Source organism: Actinomadura madurae, assembly GCF_047130825.1.
Lineage (GTDB): Bacteria > Actinomycetota > Actinomycetes > Streptosporangiales > Streptosporangiaceae > Spirillospora > Spirillospora madurae.
This window is the reverse complement of sequence record NZ_CP083237.1, coordinates 10,374,002-10,390,090: the sequence shown is the minus strand read 5'-3', so window position 1 is coordinate 10,390,090 and position 16,089 is coordinate 10,374,002. Positions and strand designations below refer to the sequence as shown.

The 16,089-nt window shown below is 71.5% G+C and carries 16 protein-coding genes and 2 pseudogenes; 7 read left to right on the top strand and 11 right to left on the bottom strand.

Features of this window, described 5'->3' with window-relative positions; translation table 11 throughout:
* Positions 1 to 12: 12 nt before the first annotated feature.
* From K8Z49_RS48485 to K8Z49_RS48455, 7 genes and pseudogenes are all read right to left on the bottom strand, one after another.
* Positions 13 to 453 (bottom strand): annotated as a pseudogene (locus tag K8Z49_RS48485) (methyltransferase domain-containing protein); the annotation flags it as partial.
* Positions 454 to 478: 25 nt separating this feature from the next.
* Positions 479 to 619, bottom strand: a pseudogene (locus tag K8Z49_RS48480) (class I SAM-dependent methyltransferase); the annotation flags it as partial.
* A 121-nt stretch (positions 620 to 740) separates the two neighbouring features.
* On the bottom strand, positions 741 to 1,724 hold the full coding sequence (locus K8Z49_RS48475; protein WP_412517243.1) for an ABC transporter substrate-binding protein: 984 nt from the start codon (positions 1,722 to 1,724) through the stop codon (positions 741 to 743).
* A gap of 31 nt (positions 1,725 to 1,755) precedes the next feature.
* Positions 1,756 to 2,565, bottom strand: a complete 810-nt coding sequence (locus K8Z49_RS48470; RefSeq protein ID WP_412517242.1) for an ABC transporter ATP-binding protein — start codon at positions 2,563 to 2,565, stop codon at positions 1,756 to 1,758.
* A gap of 7 nt (positions 2,566 to 2,572) precedes the next feature.
* Positions 2,573 to 3,679: a FecCD family ABC transporter permease gene (locus K8Z49_RS48465; protein ID WP_412517241.1), complete on the bottom strand. Its 1,107-nt coding sequence runs from the start codon at positions 3,677 to 3,679 to the stop codon at positions 2,573 to 2,575.
* Between the two features lie 204 nt (positions 3,680 to 3,883).
* Positions 3,884 to 4,177, bottom strand: a complete 294-nt coding sequence (locus tag K8Z49_RS48460; protein WP_412517240.1) for a hypothetical protein — start codon at positions 4,175 to 4,177, stop codon at positions 3,884 to 3,886.
* Positions 4,178 to 4,250: 73 nt separating this feature from the next.
* A complete protein-coding gene (locus K8Z49_RS48455) occupies positions 4,251 to 4,853 on the bottom strand; it encodes a TetR/AcrR family transcriptional regulator (RefSeq protein ID WP_024933960.1) in 603 nt (200 codons plus the stop codon).
* A gap of 120 nt (positions 4,854 to 4,973) precedes the next feature.
* Between K8Z49_RS48455 and K8Z49_RS48450 the strand changes: the two genes are divergently transcribed.
* The 3 genes from K8Z49_RS48450 to K8Z49_RS48440 all read left to right on the top strand — a co-directional run bounded on the left by K8Z49_RS48450 (position 4,974) and on the right by K8Z49_RS48440 (position 8,347).
* Positions 4,974 to 5,945, top strand: coding sequence for an ABC transporter ATP-binding protein (locus K8Z49_RS48450; RefSeq protein ID WP_200871666.1), 972 nt, complete (start codon positions 4,974 to 4,976; stop codon positions 5,943 to 5,945).
* Positions 5,945 to 6,727, top strand: coding sequence for an ABC transporter permease (locus tag K8Z49_RS48445; protein WP_021592484.1), 783 nt, complete (start codon positions 5,945 to 5,947; stop codon positions 6,725 to 6,727). Before K8Z49_RS48450 ends, K8Z49_RS48445 begins: the two co-directional genes overlap by 1 nt.
* Before the next feature lie 237 nt (positions 6,728 to 6,964).
* The gene (locus tag K8Z49_RS48440; protein ID WP_021592483.1) at positions 6,965 to 8,347 is read left to right on the top strand and encodes a tannase/feruloyl esterase family alpha/beta hydrolase; all 1,383 of its coding nucleotides are present in this window, start codon (positions 6,965 to 6,967) and stop codon (positions 8,345 to 8,347) included.
* 15 nt (positions 8,348 to 8,362) lie between these two features.
* On the opposite strand, the gene K8Z49_RS48435 is transcribed toward K8Z49_RS48440, so the two are convergent.
* The gene (locus K8Z49_RS48435) at positions 8,363 to 9,499 is read right to left on the bottom strand and encodes a Clp protease N-terminal domain-containing protein (protein WP_412517239.1); all 1,137 of its coding nucleotides are present in this window, start codon (positions 9,497 to 9,499) and stop codon (positions 8,363 to 8,365) included.
* Between the two features lie 143 nt (positions 9,500 to 9,642).
* Here K8Z49_RS48435 and K8Z49_RS48430 point away from each other — a divergent pair, with 143 nt between their 5' ends.
* Entirely contained in the window at positions 9,643 to 11,067 is a 1,425-nt protein-coding gene (locus K8Z49_RS48430; RefSeq protein ID WP_412517238.1) for a sensor histidine kinase, read from the top strand.
* A gap of 5 nt (positions 11,068 to 11,072) precedes the next feature.
* Positions 11,073 to 11,726 carry a response regulator gene (locus tag K8Z49_RS48425; protein ID WP_024933959.1) on the top strand — a complete coding sequence of 218 codons (654 nt, stop codon included), beginning with the start codon at positions 11,073 to 11,075 and terminating at the stop codon, positions 11,724 to 11,726.
* Between the two features lie 7 nt (positions 11,727 to 11,733).
* On the opposite strand, the gene K8Z49_RS48420 is transcribed toward K8Z49_RS48425, so the two are convergent.
* Positions 11,734 to 12,717 carry a sigma-70 family RNA polymerase sigma factor gene (locus K8Z49_RS48420; RefSeq protein ID WP_021592479.1) on the bottom strand — a complete coding sequence of 328 codons (984 nt, stop codon included), beginning with the start codon at positions 12,715 to 12,717 and terminating at the stop codon, positions 11,734 to 11,736.
* 30 nt (positions 12,718 to 12,747) lie between these two features.
* Positions 12,748 to 13,641, bottom strand: a complete 894-nt coding sequence (locus tag K8Z49_RS48415) for an alpha/beta hydrolase (protein ID WP_021592478.1) — start codon at positions 13,639 to 13,641, stop codon at positions 12,748 to 12,750.
* A gap of 359 nt (positions 13,642 to 14,000) precedes the next feature.
* On the opposite strand from K8Z49_RS48415, the gene K8Z49_RS48410 reads away from it, so the two are divergent.
* Both K8Z49_RS48410 and K8Z49_RS48405 read left to right on the top strand, forming a co-directional pair.
* Entirely contained in the window at positions 14,001 to 14,393 is a 393-nt protein-coding gene (locus K8Z49_RS48410) for an STAS domain-containing protein (RefSeq protein WP_021592477.1), read from the top strand.
* 244 nt (positions 14,394 to 14,637) lie between these two features.
* Positions 14,638 to 15,369, top strand: coding sequence for a GAF and ANTAR domain-containing protein (locus K8Z49_RS48405; protein WP_021592476.1), 732 nt, complete (start codon positions 14,638 to 14,640; stop codon positions 15,367 to 15,369).
* Positions 15,370 to 15,377: 8 nt separating this feature from the next.
* On the opposite strand, the gene K8Z49_RS48400 is transcribed toward K8Z49_RS48405, so the two are convergent.
* Positions 15,378 to 16,088, bottom strand: coding sequence for a GntR family transcriptional regulator (locus K8Z49_RS48400; RefSeq protein ID WP_075023205.1), 711 nt, complete (start codon positions 16,086 to 16,088; stop codon positions 15,378 to 15,380).
* Position 16,089: the final 1 nt, after the last annotated feature.

Genomic DNA, 16,089 nt, shown 5'->3' with positions numbered 1-16,089 from the left:
GGAAGGAGCCGATCATGCGGTGCCGGGGTTCCGCGCGGTGATCAGGTGTTGCAGGGTGCGGCGATGGTCGGGCGCGACGCCGTGGACACCGTCGAGTTCGAAGAGTTCGGTCAGCGGTGCGACCTCGACGTCCACGAAGCCGGCGCCGGTGATGCGTTCCTGCCAGGCGGTGATGGTCTCCGCCTCGGCGAGGACCAGTGCGCGGCGGGCCTCCTCGTCGTAGGCGCGGGCCCTGGGGTCGGTGTCGAGGTGCCGCATCCCGCCGGCGTGCCAGGGGGCGTCGACGACGGCCAGCCGGCCGCCCGGTCGCAGCAGGCGGCGCCAGTTGCCCAGTGCGGTGTCGACGCCGGGCAGCGTCCACAGGAGGTAGCGGCTGACGAGCGCGTCGAAGGGGGCGCCCGGCACCGCGGGGTCGACGGCGTCGCCCTGGACGAAGGTGATGTCGAGGCCGCGGGCCCGCGCGTTGGTCGCGCGCGTAGGCGACCATGGCGGGGGCGAGGTCGATCCCGGTCACCCGGGGGCCGAGGGCGGCGATGGTCAGCGCGGCGTGACCGGTGCCGGTGCCGACGTCGAGCACGGTGGCGGTGCCGTCGGGCAGTGCGCTCCGCCAGACCCGCATCCAGGCGGCGCTGTAGTCGGGGTGCCCCAGCCGCTGCTCCTGGAATCGCTGGTAGGCGGATGCGTGCTGGTCCCAGTACCGGGTGATCTGGTCCTGGACCGCCGGGTTGTACGGCATGGCGTCACCTCTCCTTGAGGTAGGCCGCGAGACGCTCCAGGCCGTCAAGGACCAGGGGCGTGGGCGGTTCGGTGAAATTGAACAGCTGCACGGTCATCGCGTCGTTCTTGACCGCGCGCAGATCTCCGGCGCCGGGGATGTCGAGCAGTGCCTGCTTGATCTCCTGGTCGGTGCCGTCGGTGTGCAGCAGGACGATGACGTCCGGGTCGCGTCCCAGCAGCTCCTCCATCGAGACCTCGAAGACGCGCTTGTCGACGTCGGCGAACACGTTCCGGGCGCCGAGGGTCTCCAGTTGCGGCGTGGCCATGCTCTGGCCTCCGTACGCCCCGACGGTCCCCTCGCCTCGGTAGGGCCACAGCACGGCGACCTTGCGGCTCTTCTGGGCGGGCAGGCCCGCTTCGACCGTCTCGATGCGCCGCCGGAGCTCCGTGACGGCCTGCTCGGCCTTGGCCTCGCGGCCGAAGACCTTCCCGTACAACCGCATCTGGCTGTAGATCGTCTCGTAGCCGGGGTCGCTGATCCCTTCCGGGCAGAAGCTGGGCTCCAGGAGCACCGGGATGCCCGCCGCGGCGAGCGACTCCCGCGTGACGCCCTCCGGGAGGCCGAGCAGCAGGTCGGGCTCCTCGGCGATGATCGACTCGGTGGAGATCCTCAGGTGCCCGTCCGAGCCGAGCCGGTCGGTGAGGGACGGCACCTTGCGGACCGCCGCGAGGGTCTGCTCGGAGTAGTACTCCGCCGGGAACTTCCCGGCCCGCGAGGCCAGCCGGTCCAGCACGCCGAGCGAGGACAGGTACTGCAGCGGAGCACTGTTGACGATCATGACGCGCGAGAGCGCCCTGTCCAGCGTGACGTCCACCCCGCAGTTCTCGACGGTGACGGGATGGCCGCCCGCGCTCCCCCGGCCGCCCTCCTCCGGGCCGGTCGAGCCGCATCCGGCGAGCGCGGCGGCCAGCAGGCCGGTCCCCAGCCAGGCGAGGTGGCGCTTCATCTGACGTTTGCTCCCTGTGTCGGTATGGCTTTCAGGTCGTGGTGGACGACGTGGGGGTGCTCTCGTGCGGCGGGGCGGTTGCGTCGTCGAGGGGGTGGAAGAGGAACTGGATGCCCCGGGACGTCTCCAGCCGTTCGACGCCGACGCCGTAGACGTCCTGGAGCAGCTCGGGTGTGAGCACGTCGGCGCAGGGTCCGTGCGCGACGGCCTCCCCGTCCTGGAGCACCAGGACGTCGTCGCAGTACCGGGCGGCGAGGTTGAGGTCGTGGAGCACGATGACCGTGGTGACGCCCAGTCCGCGGATCATGCCGAGCAGCTCGTGCTGGAACCGGATGTCGAGGTGGTTGGTCGGCTCGTCGAGCACCAGGTGCGAGGGCCGCTGCGCCAGCGCCCGGGCGATCATCACGCGCTGCTTCTCACCGCCCGACAGCCGGACGAAGACCCGGTCCGCCAGGTGCCGCGCGCCGACCCTGCGCAGTGCCGCCGCCGCGATCCGGTGGTCGTCCGCGCTGTCGCGGGAGAGCGTCGCCTGATGCGGGGCCCGGCCGAGCAGGACCATGTCGGCCACGGTCATCGGCAGGTCGCCCGGCGCCTCCTGCAGCACGACGGCGACCTGCCGGGCGAGCGCCCGGCGGCCGATGGAGTTCAGCGGACGCCCGTCCAGCAGGACCTGCCCGCCGGCGGGCGTCACGATCCCGGTGAGCATCCGCACGACCGTGGTCTTGCCGCTGCCGTTGGGGCCCAGGAGCCCGAGGACCCGGCCGGACTCGGCCCGCACGTCGACGCCGCGCACCACCGTCGCGGCGCCGTAGGCGTAGCTGAGCCCGCGTCCCTCGATCATGAACGCCTCACTCGCTTCCGGCGTGCAGGCGGCGGACCAGGACGAGCAGGAACGGCGCACCGACCAGCGCGGTGATGATGCCGATGGGCAGCTCCTGCGGGCTCAGCACCATGCGGGCGGCCAGGTCCGCCCACAACAGGAAGGTCGCGCCCATCAGCGCGGCGACGGGAACGACCCGGCGATGCGCGGCCCCCACGACCCGCCGGGCCAGGTGCGGAACCACCAGCCCGACGAAACCGATGCTGCCCGACGCCGACACCAGCACCCCCACCGCCAGGGACACCAGGACCAGCAGCACCAGGCGGAACCGCGCCGGCGAAATCCCCAGGGTGTGCGCGGTCTCGTCCCCGATCGCCAGCGCGTCCAGCCGGCGCCCCCACAGGGCGAGCGTCAGCGTCACCAGGGCGACGGCGACCAGGACCACGGCCAGCGGCACCGACCAGTGCGCGAGCGCCAGCGTGCCCAGCAGCCAGAACAGCACCGACCGCGAGCCCTCGGCCGAGTCCGAGGCGAAGATCAGGAAGCTGGTCAGCGCGTAGAGCGCGTACCCGACGGCCACCCCGGTCATCAGCAGCCGGGTCGAGGTGACCCGCCCCGCCGTTCGCGCGATCACGAAGACCAGCAGCGAGGCGGCCAGCGCGCCCAGGAACGCGGCGATCTGCAGCGCGTGCTCGCCCCACCCGGCACCGAAGCCGAACAGGATCGCCGCCGCCGCGCCCGTCGACCCGCCGGAGTTGACCCCCAGCAGGTACGGGTCGGCGAGCATGTTGCGCACCATCGCCTGCAGAGCCGTCCCGGTGACGGCGAGCCCGCCGCCGACCGCCGCACCCAGCAGCACCCGCGGCAGCCGGACCCGCCACACGATCGAGTCGTGCGCCGCCCGCCAGGTGACGTCGGCCGGGCTGCCGATCACGTGGTGGCCGACGATGTCGAAGACGGTCGTCGGCGGCACCGACACCGCGCCCATCCCGACCGCGGCGACGGCCGTCCCGCAGAACAGCGCCGAGAGCCCGGCCAGGAGCAGCAGGTACCGGCGCCGCCGGGAGGATGCCCCCAGGTCGTCGAGGTCGTGCTCCGGTCCCGCGACGGCCAGGACCACCGGTGACGAGCCCATGCATCCCCTCGGCTACTGCAACTTATATGCAACAACTAAGATCATGCAGGAGCGTCCTGTCAAGCGACAGGAAACGAGTGGAGCCGGGAGCATGCGCAAGGCCAAGATCGCCGGATGACCCCGCAACGCGTTGACACGCTGACCCGGCAACCACCGCCCCCTGATCAGCGCGCAAACGGTCCAGGTACGCGGGGGCGGCGCCCGTCAGTCTGGCGAAGGCTCGTTCTCAGACCGCGGTGCCGGACCCGGCGGCGGTGAAATGTTGGGCGGCGACATGGGTTCCGCTTGAGGATCGAGGGTGGACACGCCCAGGGCGATGGGCCCGGCCGGACGATCGGTGGTGATGGCCAGGCGGCCCAGCCGCGGCAGCTCGCCGCGCTGAAAACCGCGCAGGATCGCCTGAACTGTCGGCACGACCAGAGAGATCAGTGCGCCCAGGAGGGCCGGGCCGAGCTGCTCCGGGGGCGTGGTTCGTTTGGGGAGGCCATGGCCGCGCACCCGCCTCACCCTGCCCGAGGGCCGTCCCGGTCAACGCGGTCGGCCGGGGGGCTGCGGCTGAGGCCTCCCCGAGTCAGGTGGCGGGTTGGACGCCGAGGCTTCGCAGCACGAAGGTGGTGACGCGGTCGACGGTCTCGTCCAGGTCGCGGGTGCCCTGTCCGAGCGGGTAGCGCTCGGCCCCGAGGCACGCGTGGACCAGGTGGGCGGTGCCGGCGGGATCGCACGGGGCGAACTCGCCCGCCCTGACGCCGTCTCCGATGATCTCGGCGAGGAGCCGGCCGAGCGGGCCGACATGGGCGTGCATCTGCCGGTAGCCGTCCGGCCCGAGCAGGGTCGCGAGCTCGGGCCCGGCGGGCTGGGGGTAGGCGGCGAAGTCGGCGAGCTGCTGCCGGACGTAGACCGTGATGCGTTCGGTGGGCCCGGTCGCGTCCTGGAGCGCGCGGTTCAGCTCCCTGGTGAAACGCGTCGTCTCGTACTCGGCGTGCGCGATCAGGAGTGCGCGGACGTCGGCGAAGTAGTTGTAGACGACGCTGCGATTGACGCCTGACCTCGCGGCGACCTCGGCCATCGACAGCCTGTCCACGCCGTCGGTGGTCATGATCTCGCGGACGGCCACCAGGATGCGCTCCCGCATGGCGGCGCGGTGCTGATCGAGGGATCCGGTGATGCGGGGCACGCTCGGCATGCTAGGCGATCACCTTTCTGCCTCGTCCTGACCAGCCAGGACGAGGGCGCACCCCTGAGAACGGTCTGATACTACGTGACGTAGTAGCAAATTGTCTGTATGGTGCGGTGCGTGTCGACCGAGATCAGGACGGGCCCGGTGGATCCGGCCGCCGGTGTCGAGGCGGTGTGCACGGCGAGCGGTCTCAGCCGCGGCTACCCGGACGCCGGAAGGCTCGCCGTGGACGGCGTCTCCTTCAGCGTCCGGCCCGGCGAGGTGTTCGGGGTGCTGGGCCGCAACGGCGCCGGGAAGACGACGCTCGTGCGGATGCTGGCCGGGCTGCTGCGCCCGGACGCCGGGTCCGTGCGCATCGGCGGGTCGGACGTGACCGGGCAGGCAGCGCGCGCCGCCGCGCATGTGGCCTACCTGCCGCAGAGCGAGTCGGCGCTGACCGACATGACCGTGCGCACGGCAGTGCGGACGACGGCACGGCTCCGCGGCCTCCCCCGCGCTCATGCCCGCCGCGAGTCCGCCGAACTGCTCACCGAACTCGGTCTCGAAGACCTCGCGGACGTCCGCATCGAGCGGCTCTCGGGAGGTCAGCGCAGGCTCGCGGCGGTGGCCACCGCGCTGACCGGGCAGCGACCCGTCCTGGTGCTGGACGAGCCGACCACCGGCCTCGACCTCGATGCCCGCCGGACCGTCTGGCAGGCGCTGGACCGGCGACGCGCCGGCGGGACGGCCATCGTCCTGGTCACGCACAACGTCCTCGAAGCCGAGACCCTCCTGGACCGCGTCCTGGTCCTGCACAAGGGACGAACCGTCGCCTTCGACACCCCCGGGCGGCTCAAGGACCGGTTCGGCGGCCTCGTCCGGCTTCACCTGGTCTGGCGCCATGCCCCGCCGCTCGCCCCCGGCGATCTCGGCGGCGAGATCCATGAGCGCGGGAACCGCTGGTCGGCGCGGCTTCCGGTCCGGGACGCGCAACGGGCGCTGACGCAGATCCTGTCCGGGCCCGCGTACGCGGCGCTCGACGACTTCAGCCTCGCGCCGCCCAGCCTGGAGGACGTCCTTCTCTCCTGCGACACCGGCGAGGTTTCCTGATGGCGTCCACGTCACTCCGGACCTTCGCACCCGGGACCTTCACGCCGGTGGCCGCGACCATCGCCGCCGTCCACACCGCGCAGTCCGGCCGCGCCCGCGCGGGCGGCGGCGCCGTGGTCATCGTCGCGACCGTCCAGTCGCTGGCGATCCTCGCGCTCCTGCGCGGCGTCGGCGGGTCCGCCGAGCAGGCGTCCCGCGCCGCGGTCGTGTCCGGGGCGGTCCTCACGGTCGTGGCGTTCATCGCCTGGAACCTGCTGGCCCAGCGGCTCTCGGCGCTCAAATCGGCCGGCGGCCTGGACTTCTACGGGACGCTGCCGGTCCGGCCCACCGCCGTCGTCCTCGGCTTCTGCACCTGCTACGCGACGTTCGCCGTCCCCGGAGTCGTGGTGACCGCGGTCGCGGGAACCGCCCTGTTCGGACTCCCCGTCGCCCCCCTGTGGGTGCTGCTCCCGGCCGTGCTCACCTCGGCGATCACCTTCGGCGGCCTCGGCGCGCTCAGCGGCCTCGCCCCGGCGCGTCCGGAGACCGCCACGCTCGCGGGGCAGTTCGGCCTGACCGCCGTGATGTTCGTCGGCTTGATCCCGCCGCAGTCGCTGCCGGACTGGTCGTCACCGATCCGAGCCGCCGTGCCGATCGCCTACGACATCGACGCGTTCGCGTCCGCCCTGACCCCGCACCCCGACTGGACGGCGATCGCGCTGCGCCTCACCGGTTCGGCCGTGTTCGGCGCCTGCTGCCTCGCCCTCGCCGCCCGCGCGTACCGCACCGCCATGAACCGCTGACATGGCCGGGTCGGCGGGTCAGGTGATCGGCCACATATTCAGGCTCCCGATATGAGGCGCAGCACACCGCAGGTGGGAGGTGGACCGGTCCCCGGCCCGGGATCATGAAGTGGCAACCACAGAACGGCGGTGAAGAGTGGCTCCCGCCACGTGGCCGCCCACGCCGCCGGTCGAGCAGCATGGCGTCCGCCACGGGCTTGATCGATGAGTCCGGTTTCCCACCCCCGGGAGCTGCACATGCCCATGCTTCGCAGATCATCCGTCTTCTCGGCCCTGCTGGGGCCGCTCCTCGCGACCCCTCTGGTGATGGCCGCGCCGGCCGCGCAGGCCGACGCCCGCTGCGCCCACATGAACAAGGTCCGCGTCCCCGGCGCGGTGCATCAGGTCGCCGCCTGCCTGGACGACCTGACCACCGCCGGCACCGTCGCCTCGGGCCACACCGACAAGACCGACTGGCAGGGCCTGCACTCGGTGGCCACCCGGAACCCGAGCGGAGTGCCGGGGATCCAGATCGACGGCTACTTCCGCGACGACTCCTCGTTCAACACCACCCACGGCTGGAACCACGACTCCCAGTTCGTCATCCGCCTTCCGAAGAAGTGGAACGGCGGACTGGTCGTCTCCGGGGCGCCGGGAAACCGCCGGCAGTACGCCAACGACTTCACCATCTCCGACTGGGTGCTGTCCAAGGGGTACGCCTTCGCCTCGACCGACAAGGGCAACAACACCGCGCAGTTCTACAAGGACGGCAAGCGTCCCGGCGACGCCTACCGGGAGTGGTACTTCCGGATGACCCAGGTCACCGTCGCCGCCAAGGCGACCGTCCATCGCCACTACGGCAAGGCCCCGCGCAGGACGTACGCGGCGGGCATCTCCAACGGCGGGCAACTGGTGCGCTGGGCGCTGGAGAACCACCCCGAGCTGTACGACGGCGGCATCGATTCCGAGGGGACACTGTGGCCGCGCAAGGGGCGGAACGCGCTGACCTACCTGCCGGTGGCGCTGCGCAACTACCCCAAGTACAAGGCGACCGGCGATCCCAAGGCGCACGCCGCGATGCTGAAGGCCGGCTTCGCCCCGGGCTCGGAGTTCCTGTGGGACTTCAACTACACGGCCATCTGGGACGGCACACAGCGAAGGGCCCGAGAGGAGCTCGACCCCACCTACGACGGCGACCTGGACGCGGGCATCCCGTACTGCGAGAGCGGCACACCCAACTGCGACGCCGACTACGAGTACTTCTCGCGTCCCCGCAAGGTGCACGACGCGGTGAAGCGGATCTCGCTCACCGGCCGCATCCGCAAGCCGCTGATCACAGTGCACGGGACGTTGGACAGCCTGCTGCCGATCAAGGTCCACGGCGACGTGTACGCCTCGCTGGTCCGTTCGCACGGGGCGGGCCCCCTGCACCGCTACTACCGGATCGGGGGCGCCTCGCACCTGGACATCGAATACGACATGTTCCCGGACAGAATGCGGCCGCTGCTCCCCTGCATGCGGACGGCCTTCGAGGCCCTCGAACGCTGGGTGGGCCCGGGCGGCGGTCAGGCGCCCCCGCCCAGCGCCACCATCCCGCGCCAGACCTCCGGTGACGTGGTCAACGCCTGCGCCATCGGCTGATCGGCTTTCACGGATTCAGCCGAGTGCTCGGCGGAGCTCCTCGACGTCCACGCCTACGGCGGACAGCACAGCGTGGCACGGGTCGTCGGGCTCCGCCAGCACCGCGGACAGAAGGTGCGTGGTACCGGTCGACGGGCTCTTGCGCTCATTGGCGAGCAGGCGTGCGCGGGTCACCGCCTTCTCGGCGCCGCCTTCCATGTCCGGAATGAGCGACCCTGCCTGCGGCCGGTCGCCCGCCGGGATCAGCTCGGCGACGGCGCCCAGCACCGCGGACGGGGTGGCCCCTCGGGTGCGCAGCAGTTCGGCGGCGCCGTTGACCTGGGCGACCCCGTCGCGGAAGCGGTGGCCGGCGATGGCGATCTGGTCGTCCAGGACGAGGATGGAGAGCAGAAGATGCGCCGTGGCCACGCTGGAGTGTCCGAGCCGGACGGCCTGACGCTGTGCCTCCGAGCGCACCGTGGGCACGACGGGCGACCCGTGGCCACCGCTGGTGAGCCACCTGCCGATGCGGCCGCCCCATCCCCGGCTTGGAGCGTGGTCGAGCATGCCCAGGTTCCGGAGCCCGTCGAGGCTGAGCATGTTCGGCTTGCCGTTCTGGCGCGCGGTCGGAAGCACGGCGAGCCTGGCGATGAGTTCGTCCCGGTCCAGCCGCCGTTCGAGCAGCGTCTCACTCGCCCGGTTGCCGGGGTCGTGCAGCAGTCCCATGAGCAGGTGGGTCTCGTTCGCCCAGGCGACGCCGAGTTCGTGAGCGGACACGAGCATCCGGCCGAGCGCGGCGGCCAGCGCGCCGGAGGGCAGCGGAGGCCGGCTCTCCGGCGCGGCCGATGTGTCGGTCGGCTTCGCCTTCCGGAAGGCGACCCACCCGGCCTCGTGCAACAGCGCGGTGACCGCGGACGCGGTCGACGGGTCGCCGCCGCCGTCGTCTTCGCTCAGCCAGACCGTCTCGTCCTTGGCCAGGATGACCCCGCGCAGTCCGCCGGTGTCGCGAGACAGCAGATCCACTGCCGCGGATTCGCCCCTGAGCAGTGCGAAGAGCAGGTGCTGGGTTCCCACGGTATCGCCGGTCTGGGCGGCTTTCCGGTACGCCTGAGCCAGCGCACCCACGACCTCCAGGGAGGCGTCGGTGGTGCGGGTCTGCGATGCGTTCATCATGCGATCTCCTTCCTTGATCATCACGAGGTAGCCTATGAACGCGCCATTTCGCGGGACATCTGCCGATCAGCCGGACTTCGTGGCCGATCGGCCATCATGAGGGAGCCGACCGGCGTAGCACGCGAGCCGCGTCCCGGACGAAGGTGAGGTGTTCGCAGATTTCTCCGCTGGTCGAACGGGCCCGCTCCCTCCGCGCGGACGTCGTCCGCGAGGCGCGGGAGGCGCGGGCCGCCGTGCGCTCCGCGCCGCGTCATGTGGTGGCCGGCGAGCTCGCGATGTCCCTGACGGCGCTCGCCCTTGGATTCCTGCCGCTCTGGGCGTCACCGCCGTCGCCGGGCCTCGTGGCCGCCACCGCGGCGAGCGCCTGCTGGGCGGCTCTCCTGGTCCCCGCGCGCAGGCGCTGGCCGGCCGCGACCCTGGTGGCCACCGCACCGGTGCTGGGCGGCACCAACGTCGGGGCGATAGCGGTCCTGCCCGTCATCGCCTACTCGACGGCACGGCGCATCCGTCCCGCCCGGCGCCTGTGGACGATGGTGCTGGTGACCGCGGGTGCCGGCCTCCCCCTCAGCGTCGCGTCGGAGATGAGCTCCTCGGTCGGGCTCGGCGAGGCGCTCGCCGGTCACGTGCTGAGCGCCGCGTTCCTCCTCCCGCTGCCGGCCTGGTCCGGGAGCCTGATGGGACAGCGCCGTCCCCTGGTCCGGTTGCTGCGCGAACGCAACGAGTACCTGGAGCGGGCGCAGGCGCTCAGCGGGGAAAAGGCGCGCATGAAGGAACGCGCGCGGATCGCCACCGAAATGCACGACATGCTCGGACACCGGCTCACCCTGATATCGATTCACACCGGGGCGCTGGAGATCACCATGGCCGAGAAGGCCCCGGAGGTGAGCGACCAGGCCGTGGTCCTGCGCACCACGGCGGCGACGGCGATGGCCGAGCTGCGCGAGATCCTCGGGGTTCTCCGCGACCCCATGGAGGGCGCCACCGAGACCGCCGGAGAACACAAGGGAACCCGCACCGATATCGCCGACCTCGTGACCGAATCCCGGCGAGCAGGAATCGACGTCGACCTGGCGTGGGCCGGCGAGGACCTCGGCGACGCGGACCCGCGGACGCGCCAAGCCGTTCACCGTGTCGTCCGCGAAGGCCTGACCAATGTGCACAAGCACGCTCCCGCCACACGCACCAGGGTCGAGGTCGCCAACGACGCCGGCCGTGTCCGCGTACGCGTGATCAACGGCCCGGTACGGGGCACGCCGCAGCGTGGCCCCGGCACCCGCCAGGGACTGGTCGGCCTGGACGAGCGGATCGCCCTGCTCCACGGAGCCCTCACCGCCGGTCCCACGCCCGAGGGCGGATTCGTGGTCGCGGCCGACCTCCCTCTGCGTCCGCCCGTCCCCATGCCCGGCGACCCCGCCATGCTGCGCGATGTACCCGAACCGCCCAAGCCGCTCGACGGCGAGGTGCTCACGATGCCCCGGGCGCTGGGCGCCGGATGCCTCGGGCTGCTGGTACTCGTCCCGGTCGTCCTCGGCACCGCCGCGCTGATCGTCGCCCGAGCCCTAGAATGACGCGCGTGATCCGGACCCTGATCGCCGAGGACGAGGCGCTCATGCGAGCCGGCATGCGCCTCATCCTCGACCACGCCGACGACATCGAGGTCTCGGCCGAGGTGACCGACGGCCCCTCCGCCGTCCATGCCTGCCGCGAGCAGCAGATCGACGTCGCCCTGCTGGACGTCAACATGCCCGGCGGCGACGGCCTCGCGGCCATCCCGGGCATCGTGCGCGAATCCCCCGAGACCAACATCGTCATGGTCACCGCCTTCAGCGACGACCACAACGTCGCCCAGGCCCTCCGGGCCGGGGCCGTGGGATTCCTCCTCAAGGACACCGGCCCCACCGAGCTGATCCAGGCCGTGCGCGTGGCCGCCACCGGGGAGTCGATCCTGGCCCCGCAGATCACCCGCCGGCTGATCGAACGCCACCTGCTCTCCGACGACGGCGCCGCGACGGCCAAACGCCGGATCGAGCGGCTCACCGACACCGAACGCGACGTCCTCCGCCTGGTCACCGCGGGCCTGTCGAACGCGGAGATCGGCCAGCGACTCCACATGGCCACGGGCACCGTGAAAGCGCATGTCAGCCGCATCCTCACCAAACTCGACTGCGCCAACCGGACCCAGGCCGCCATCCTGGCCCACGACGCCGGTCTGCCGACCGCCCAATGACCCTTCGTCAGGTCAGGGGCGGTTCCCATGCGGGCGGGAGGCCGAATCCGGCGAGCAGATCGGGGCCTCCGGAGAAGACGGTGATGCGGGCGATGCCATGGGGGGTCGTGGCCAGGACGCCGAGGCCGAACGCGCGGTGGATCCCGTCGGCGGAGCGGAGGTAGGCGGCAGCGGCGGGCTGACCGTTGGCGAGGACGGGGGTCATCCGCCAGTCGCCGGGCGATCCGCTCACCTTGGCGAGGTAGCGCAGGCAGGTCGCGATGCCGGAGAACCAGGTACGGGTGCCGACCATCTCGATGGCGGCGTCGGTGCGCAGCGCCCGTTCCAGGGCCCGGGTGTCGGCGTTCTGGAAGCCGGCGATGTACTGCTCCAGGAGCGCGCGGGCGTGTGGAGCGGTGGGTTCGGTCAGCCGCTCGCGTTCGGGAGCGGCCTCGTCGAGACGGGCACGGGCCCGCTGCAGCGCGCTCTTGACCGCCGGGACCGTGGTGTCGAGCATGGCCGCGACCTCGGCGGCGGGGAAGCCCAGCACTTCGCGCAGGAGGAGCACGGCGCGCTGCCGCGGCGGCAGGTACTGCAGTCCGGCGATGAGCGCGAGCCGCAGGCTCTCGCGTGCGGCGGCGATCGCTGCGGGGTCGTCCTCCTCCGGAGTTACCAGTGCGTCCGGAATGGGCCGTAGCCAGGCCACGTCCGGGTCCGCCCCGTGTTCGGGCAGGGCGTCCGGGTCGTCGGCCGGAGCCCCCAGGCCGGACGGCAACGCCCGCCTGCCGCGGTCGCGCAGGGCGGTCAGGCACGCGTTGGTGGCGATGCGGTACAGCCAGACCCGCAGCGATGACCGTCCCTCGAAGGTGCCGTAGGAGCGCCAGGCCCGCAGGTAGGTCTCCTGGACGAGGTCTTCGGCCTCGTCCGCCGATCCGAGCATCCGGTAGCAGTGCGCCAGCAGCTCGCGCCGGAACGGCTCAGTGCCGCGGGCGAACTCGTGCTCGTCGGGCACCCGCCCCTCCCCTTCTTCGCCATGAGCCGGTCACAGCCCGAGTCTGGGACGAACCCATCCGGCCATCCTGCCGATAGCGTCGTCGGCCTCCGGAGCCCTACCCGCGGCCATCTGGAAGGTGTGCTGCATATCGGGAAAGACGTCCAGCCTCACGTCGACGCCGGCCTTGCGGGCGTGCTCGTCGAGCATGCGTGCGTCGTCCAGCAGCGTCTCGTCCCCTGCCACCTGGATGTAGACCGGTCCGAGGCCGGCCAGATCGGCGTGCAGCGGGCTCGCGAGCGGGTCCCGGGGATCGCCGCCCTCACCCAGGAAGGTGGCCGCGAGCATCCGCACGGTCTCGGGGTAGAAGAAGGGATCCTTGTCGCGGTTGGTCTCGTAGGACTTTCCTGCGGCTTCCATGTCCGTCCACGGCGAGAACGGCATCGCGGCGGCGGGCAGCGGCAGGCCCCGCTCCCGCGCCCGGAGCTGAGCGGTGATCGACAGCCCGCCTCCGGAGGAGTCGCCGGTGAAGGCGATGTGAGCGGGGTCGATCCCCTGATCGAGCAGCCATTGGTAGGCGTCGACCGCATCGTCCACCTGCGCCGGATGGGTGTGGGCGGGAGCCAGGCGGTAGTCGAAGACCAGCGCCCGCATCCCTGCCGCCTTGGCCAGATGACCGAACATCTTGCGATGCGTGTAGATCGAGCCGCTGACGAAGCCGCCGCCGTGCATGCACAACAGGACCCGGTCCTGGACGCCGTGTTTGGGCACCAGCCACATCGCGGGCATGCCGTCCGCCTCGGCCTCGGTGTAGTCCACTCCCCGCGGTTCGGCGGTGAGGTCACCCCAAGCCTCGTCGTCGGGCTGCCCGGCGTCCGGCCGGGTCATCGCCTGCCGTGCCGCCGCCCAGTGCCGTCTGACCGCTTCGGACTGCCTGCTCGTCATCCCCCCTCCTCCGTCCTGGCCGCGAGCACCTGGCGTTCGCCGGTCATGATGATCCCTCCGGTTCTCGGGACGTGCCCTTCACCCATGCAGACCACCGCCCGCCGGAAAGGAATCGCGCTCCCTTGCCGAACTTCTCGGGGCGGCCCGCCCGACAGCGGCGCAGGGCCTGTGACGTTTGGTTTCAGCGTTCAGCGGGTGACAAGGGCATACGGCGGCGGGGAGCCTCCGGAGATCGTCCACCGTTTGAGCTCCGTCCACCAGGGGAGGACACTGGAACCAGATACCGGCTCCTTGGTGTCATCAGGGTCCAGAAGCGTGGCCCACCTTTACCTCGATTTCGAGTGAGGTGGCCCGTGTCCATGCCCTTCAGAACGTCGACCGGAATCACCGTCGAGCTCACCGGCCAACACGCGGTCCTGCGGTTGCCGAGCCAGGTCGATTTCGCCAATTACGACGATCTGCATACCTGCGCGCAGCGGTTGCTGGACGACGGCGTCCCCGCCATGATCTTCGATCTCACCAGCTGCGAGTACTGCGACTCCAGCGTCGTGGACGCGATCCTGCGCGCACACCGCCGCGCCGGCGAGCTGAACACGCCCCTGACCCTGCGGCTGCCGCCTTCCGGGATCGTGCGCCGTGTCTGCGCGATCACGGGCGTGACCCGCATCGTGCCCTTCGAGGAGTCCGCGGCCTCCGTCCACCGAGAATCGCGCTTCCGCCTCGGATCACCCGAACGCCGCTTCCGCCGCTGACCGCCTCCCCCGGCGCCGGCGCGCCGGTCAGCCCTCCAAGACGCTGAAGGCGGGGACGCCTGCCGCTGGTTCGGACAGGCATCCCCTTGCACCGGCGGACGCCGCGGCACTATCGCCGGGGCTGTCGATCCCCTAACCGAGATAACGAACTTCACACACGACGCACTCGCCAGGACGAGTGATCGTTAAAGTTGGGCGAGCAGGACGGATCGGTGGTGCATGGCTTCTCAGAGCGGGTGATTGCATGGGAAGGGACTTGTCCGGTGGGCGTGAACCCGAGCATCTGGCGAACGCGCTGGCGCAGCTGGCGCGCAACCTGCTGAGGCAGCCGACGGTCCAGGCCACGTTGCGAGAGATCGTCTCGGCATCGATCAAGTTGGTGGACGGCTGTACCGACGCGAGTGTCATGGTGGTGCACCGCGGAGGGACGCACGTCCTGGCGGCCTCCAGTTCGCTGGCCCGTGACTGTGACGAGATGCAGGCGCGGTTGGGCGAGGGGCCGTGTTTCGCGGCCGCGCGGGACAACGTCCAGTCGGTGCGGATCACCGACATGACCCGCGCCGACGAACGCTGGCCGCGTTTCGTGCGCGGGGCGCGGGAGCTGGGGATGGGGTCGATGCTGGCGTTCCTGCTGTTCACCGACATCGATGACCCCAAGCAGCCGAACCTGGGATCGCTGAATCTGTACACGCGCGAGTCCGGCGCGCTCACCGACCGCTCCGAGCAGATCGGGTGGCTGCTGGCCTCCCACGCCGCCGTCGCGCTGGCAGGGGCCAACAGCGAGGAGAACCTGCACGCCGCCATCTCCTCGAACCGGCGCATCGGCGAGGCCACCGGCATCCTGATGGAACGCCACAGGATCACCGGCGACGACGCCTTCGCACTGCTGTCGCGCGCGTCCCAGAACCACAACATCAAGCTCCGCCACGTGGCCGAACGGCTCATCGAGACCAGGCAGCTGCCTGACGCCCGCTGACCCGGGCGTCAGGGCGCGAGGTCGCCGCTCAGAGCCTTGACGCCCCTTGCCGCCGCCTCGTGCAGGTGCGTGTCGCACAGCTTGGTCGCGCGCTCGGCGTCGCGGGACGCGATGGCCTCGACGAGAGCGCGGATCTCCGCCACGACCTGGGGTGGACGTCCCGGCTGGGAGAGCGAGGTGGCGCGCAGGAGCCGCACCCTCGCCTGCACCCGGCCGAGGATGTCCTGCAACGTGGGACTCGCGGCCCCGTCGAGAAGGACGCGGTAGAAGTCGTCCTTGGCCTGGAGCAGCGCGAGCATGTCCCCGCCCTCGGCCACCACCGCCTCCACGCCGTCGACGGTCGCCCGCAGTGCCTCCACCGTGTCCGCCGGGGCGCGTTCGATGAACCGCCTCACCGCCAGCGTTTCGAGGGACGCCCGTACCGCGTACAGGTCCTTCGCCTCCTCCGGAGAGGGGGCGTAGACCACGGCGCCCTTCTTCGGGACCACCACGACGAGCCCTTCGGCGGTGAGCTCCCGGAGCACCTCCCGGATGGTCGTCCGGGAGACGCCCATCCGCTCGATGAGCTCCCGTTCGACGAGACGCTCGCCCGGCTTGAGGTCGAAGTTCAGGATCGCGTCCCGCAGCCCGCCCAGGACCTGCTCGCGCAGCGGGGCGGCGACGCGGCCCACGTGGATTCCGCTCAGCGCGCCGGTCAGCGAGTTCTCGCCGCTCGCCATG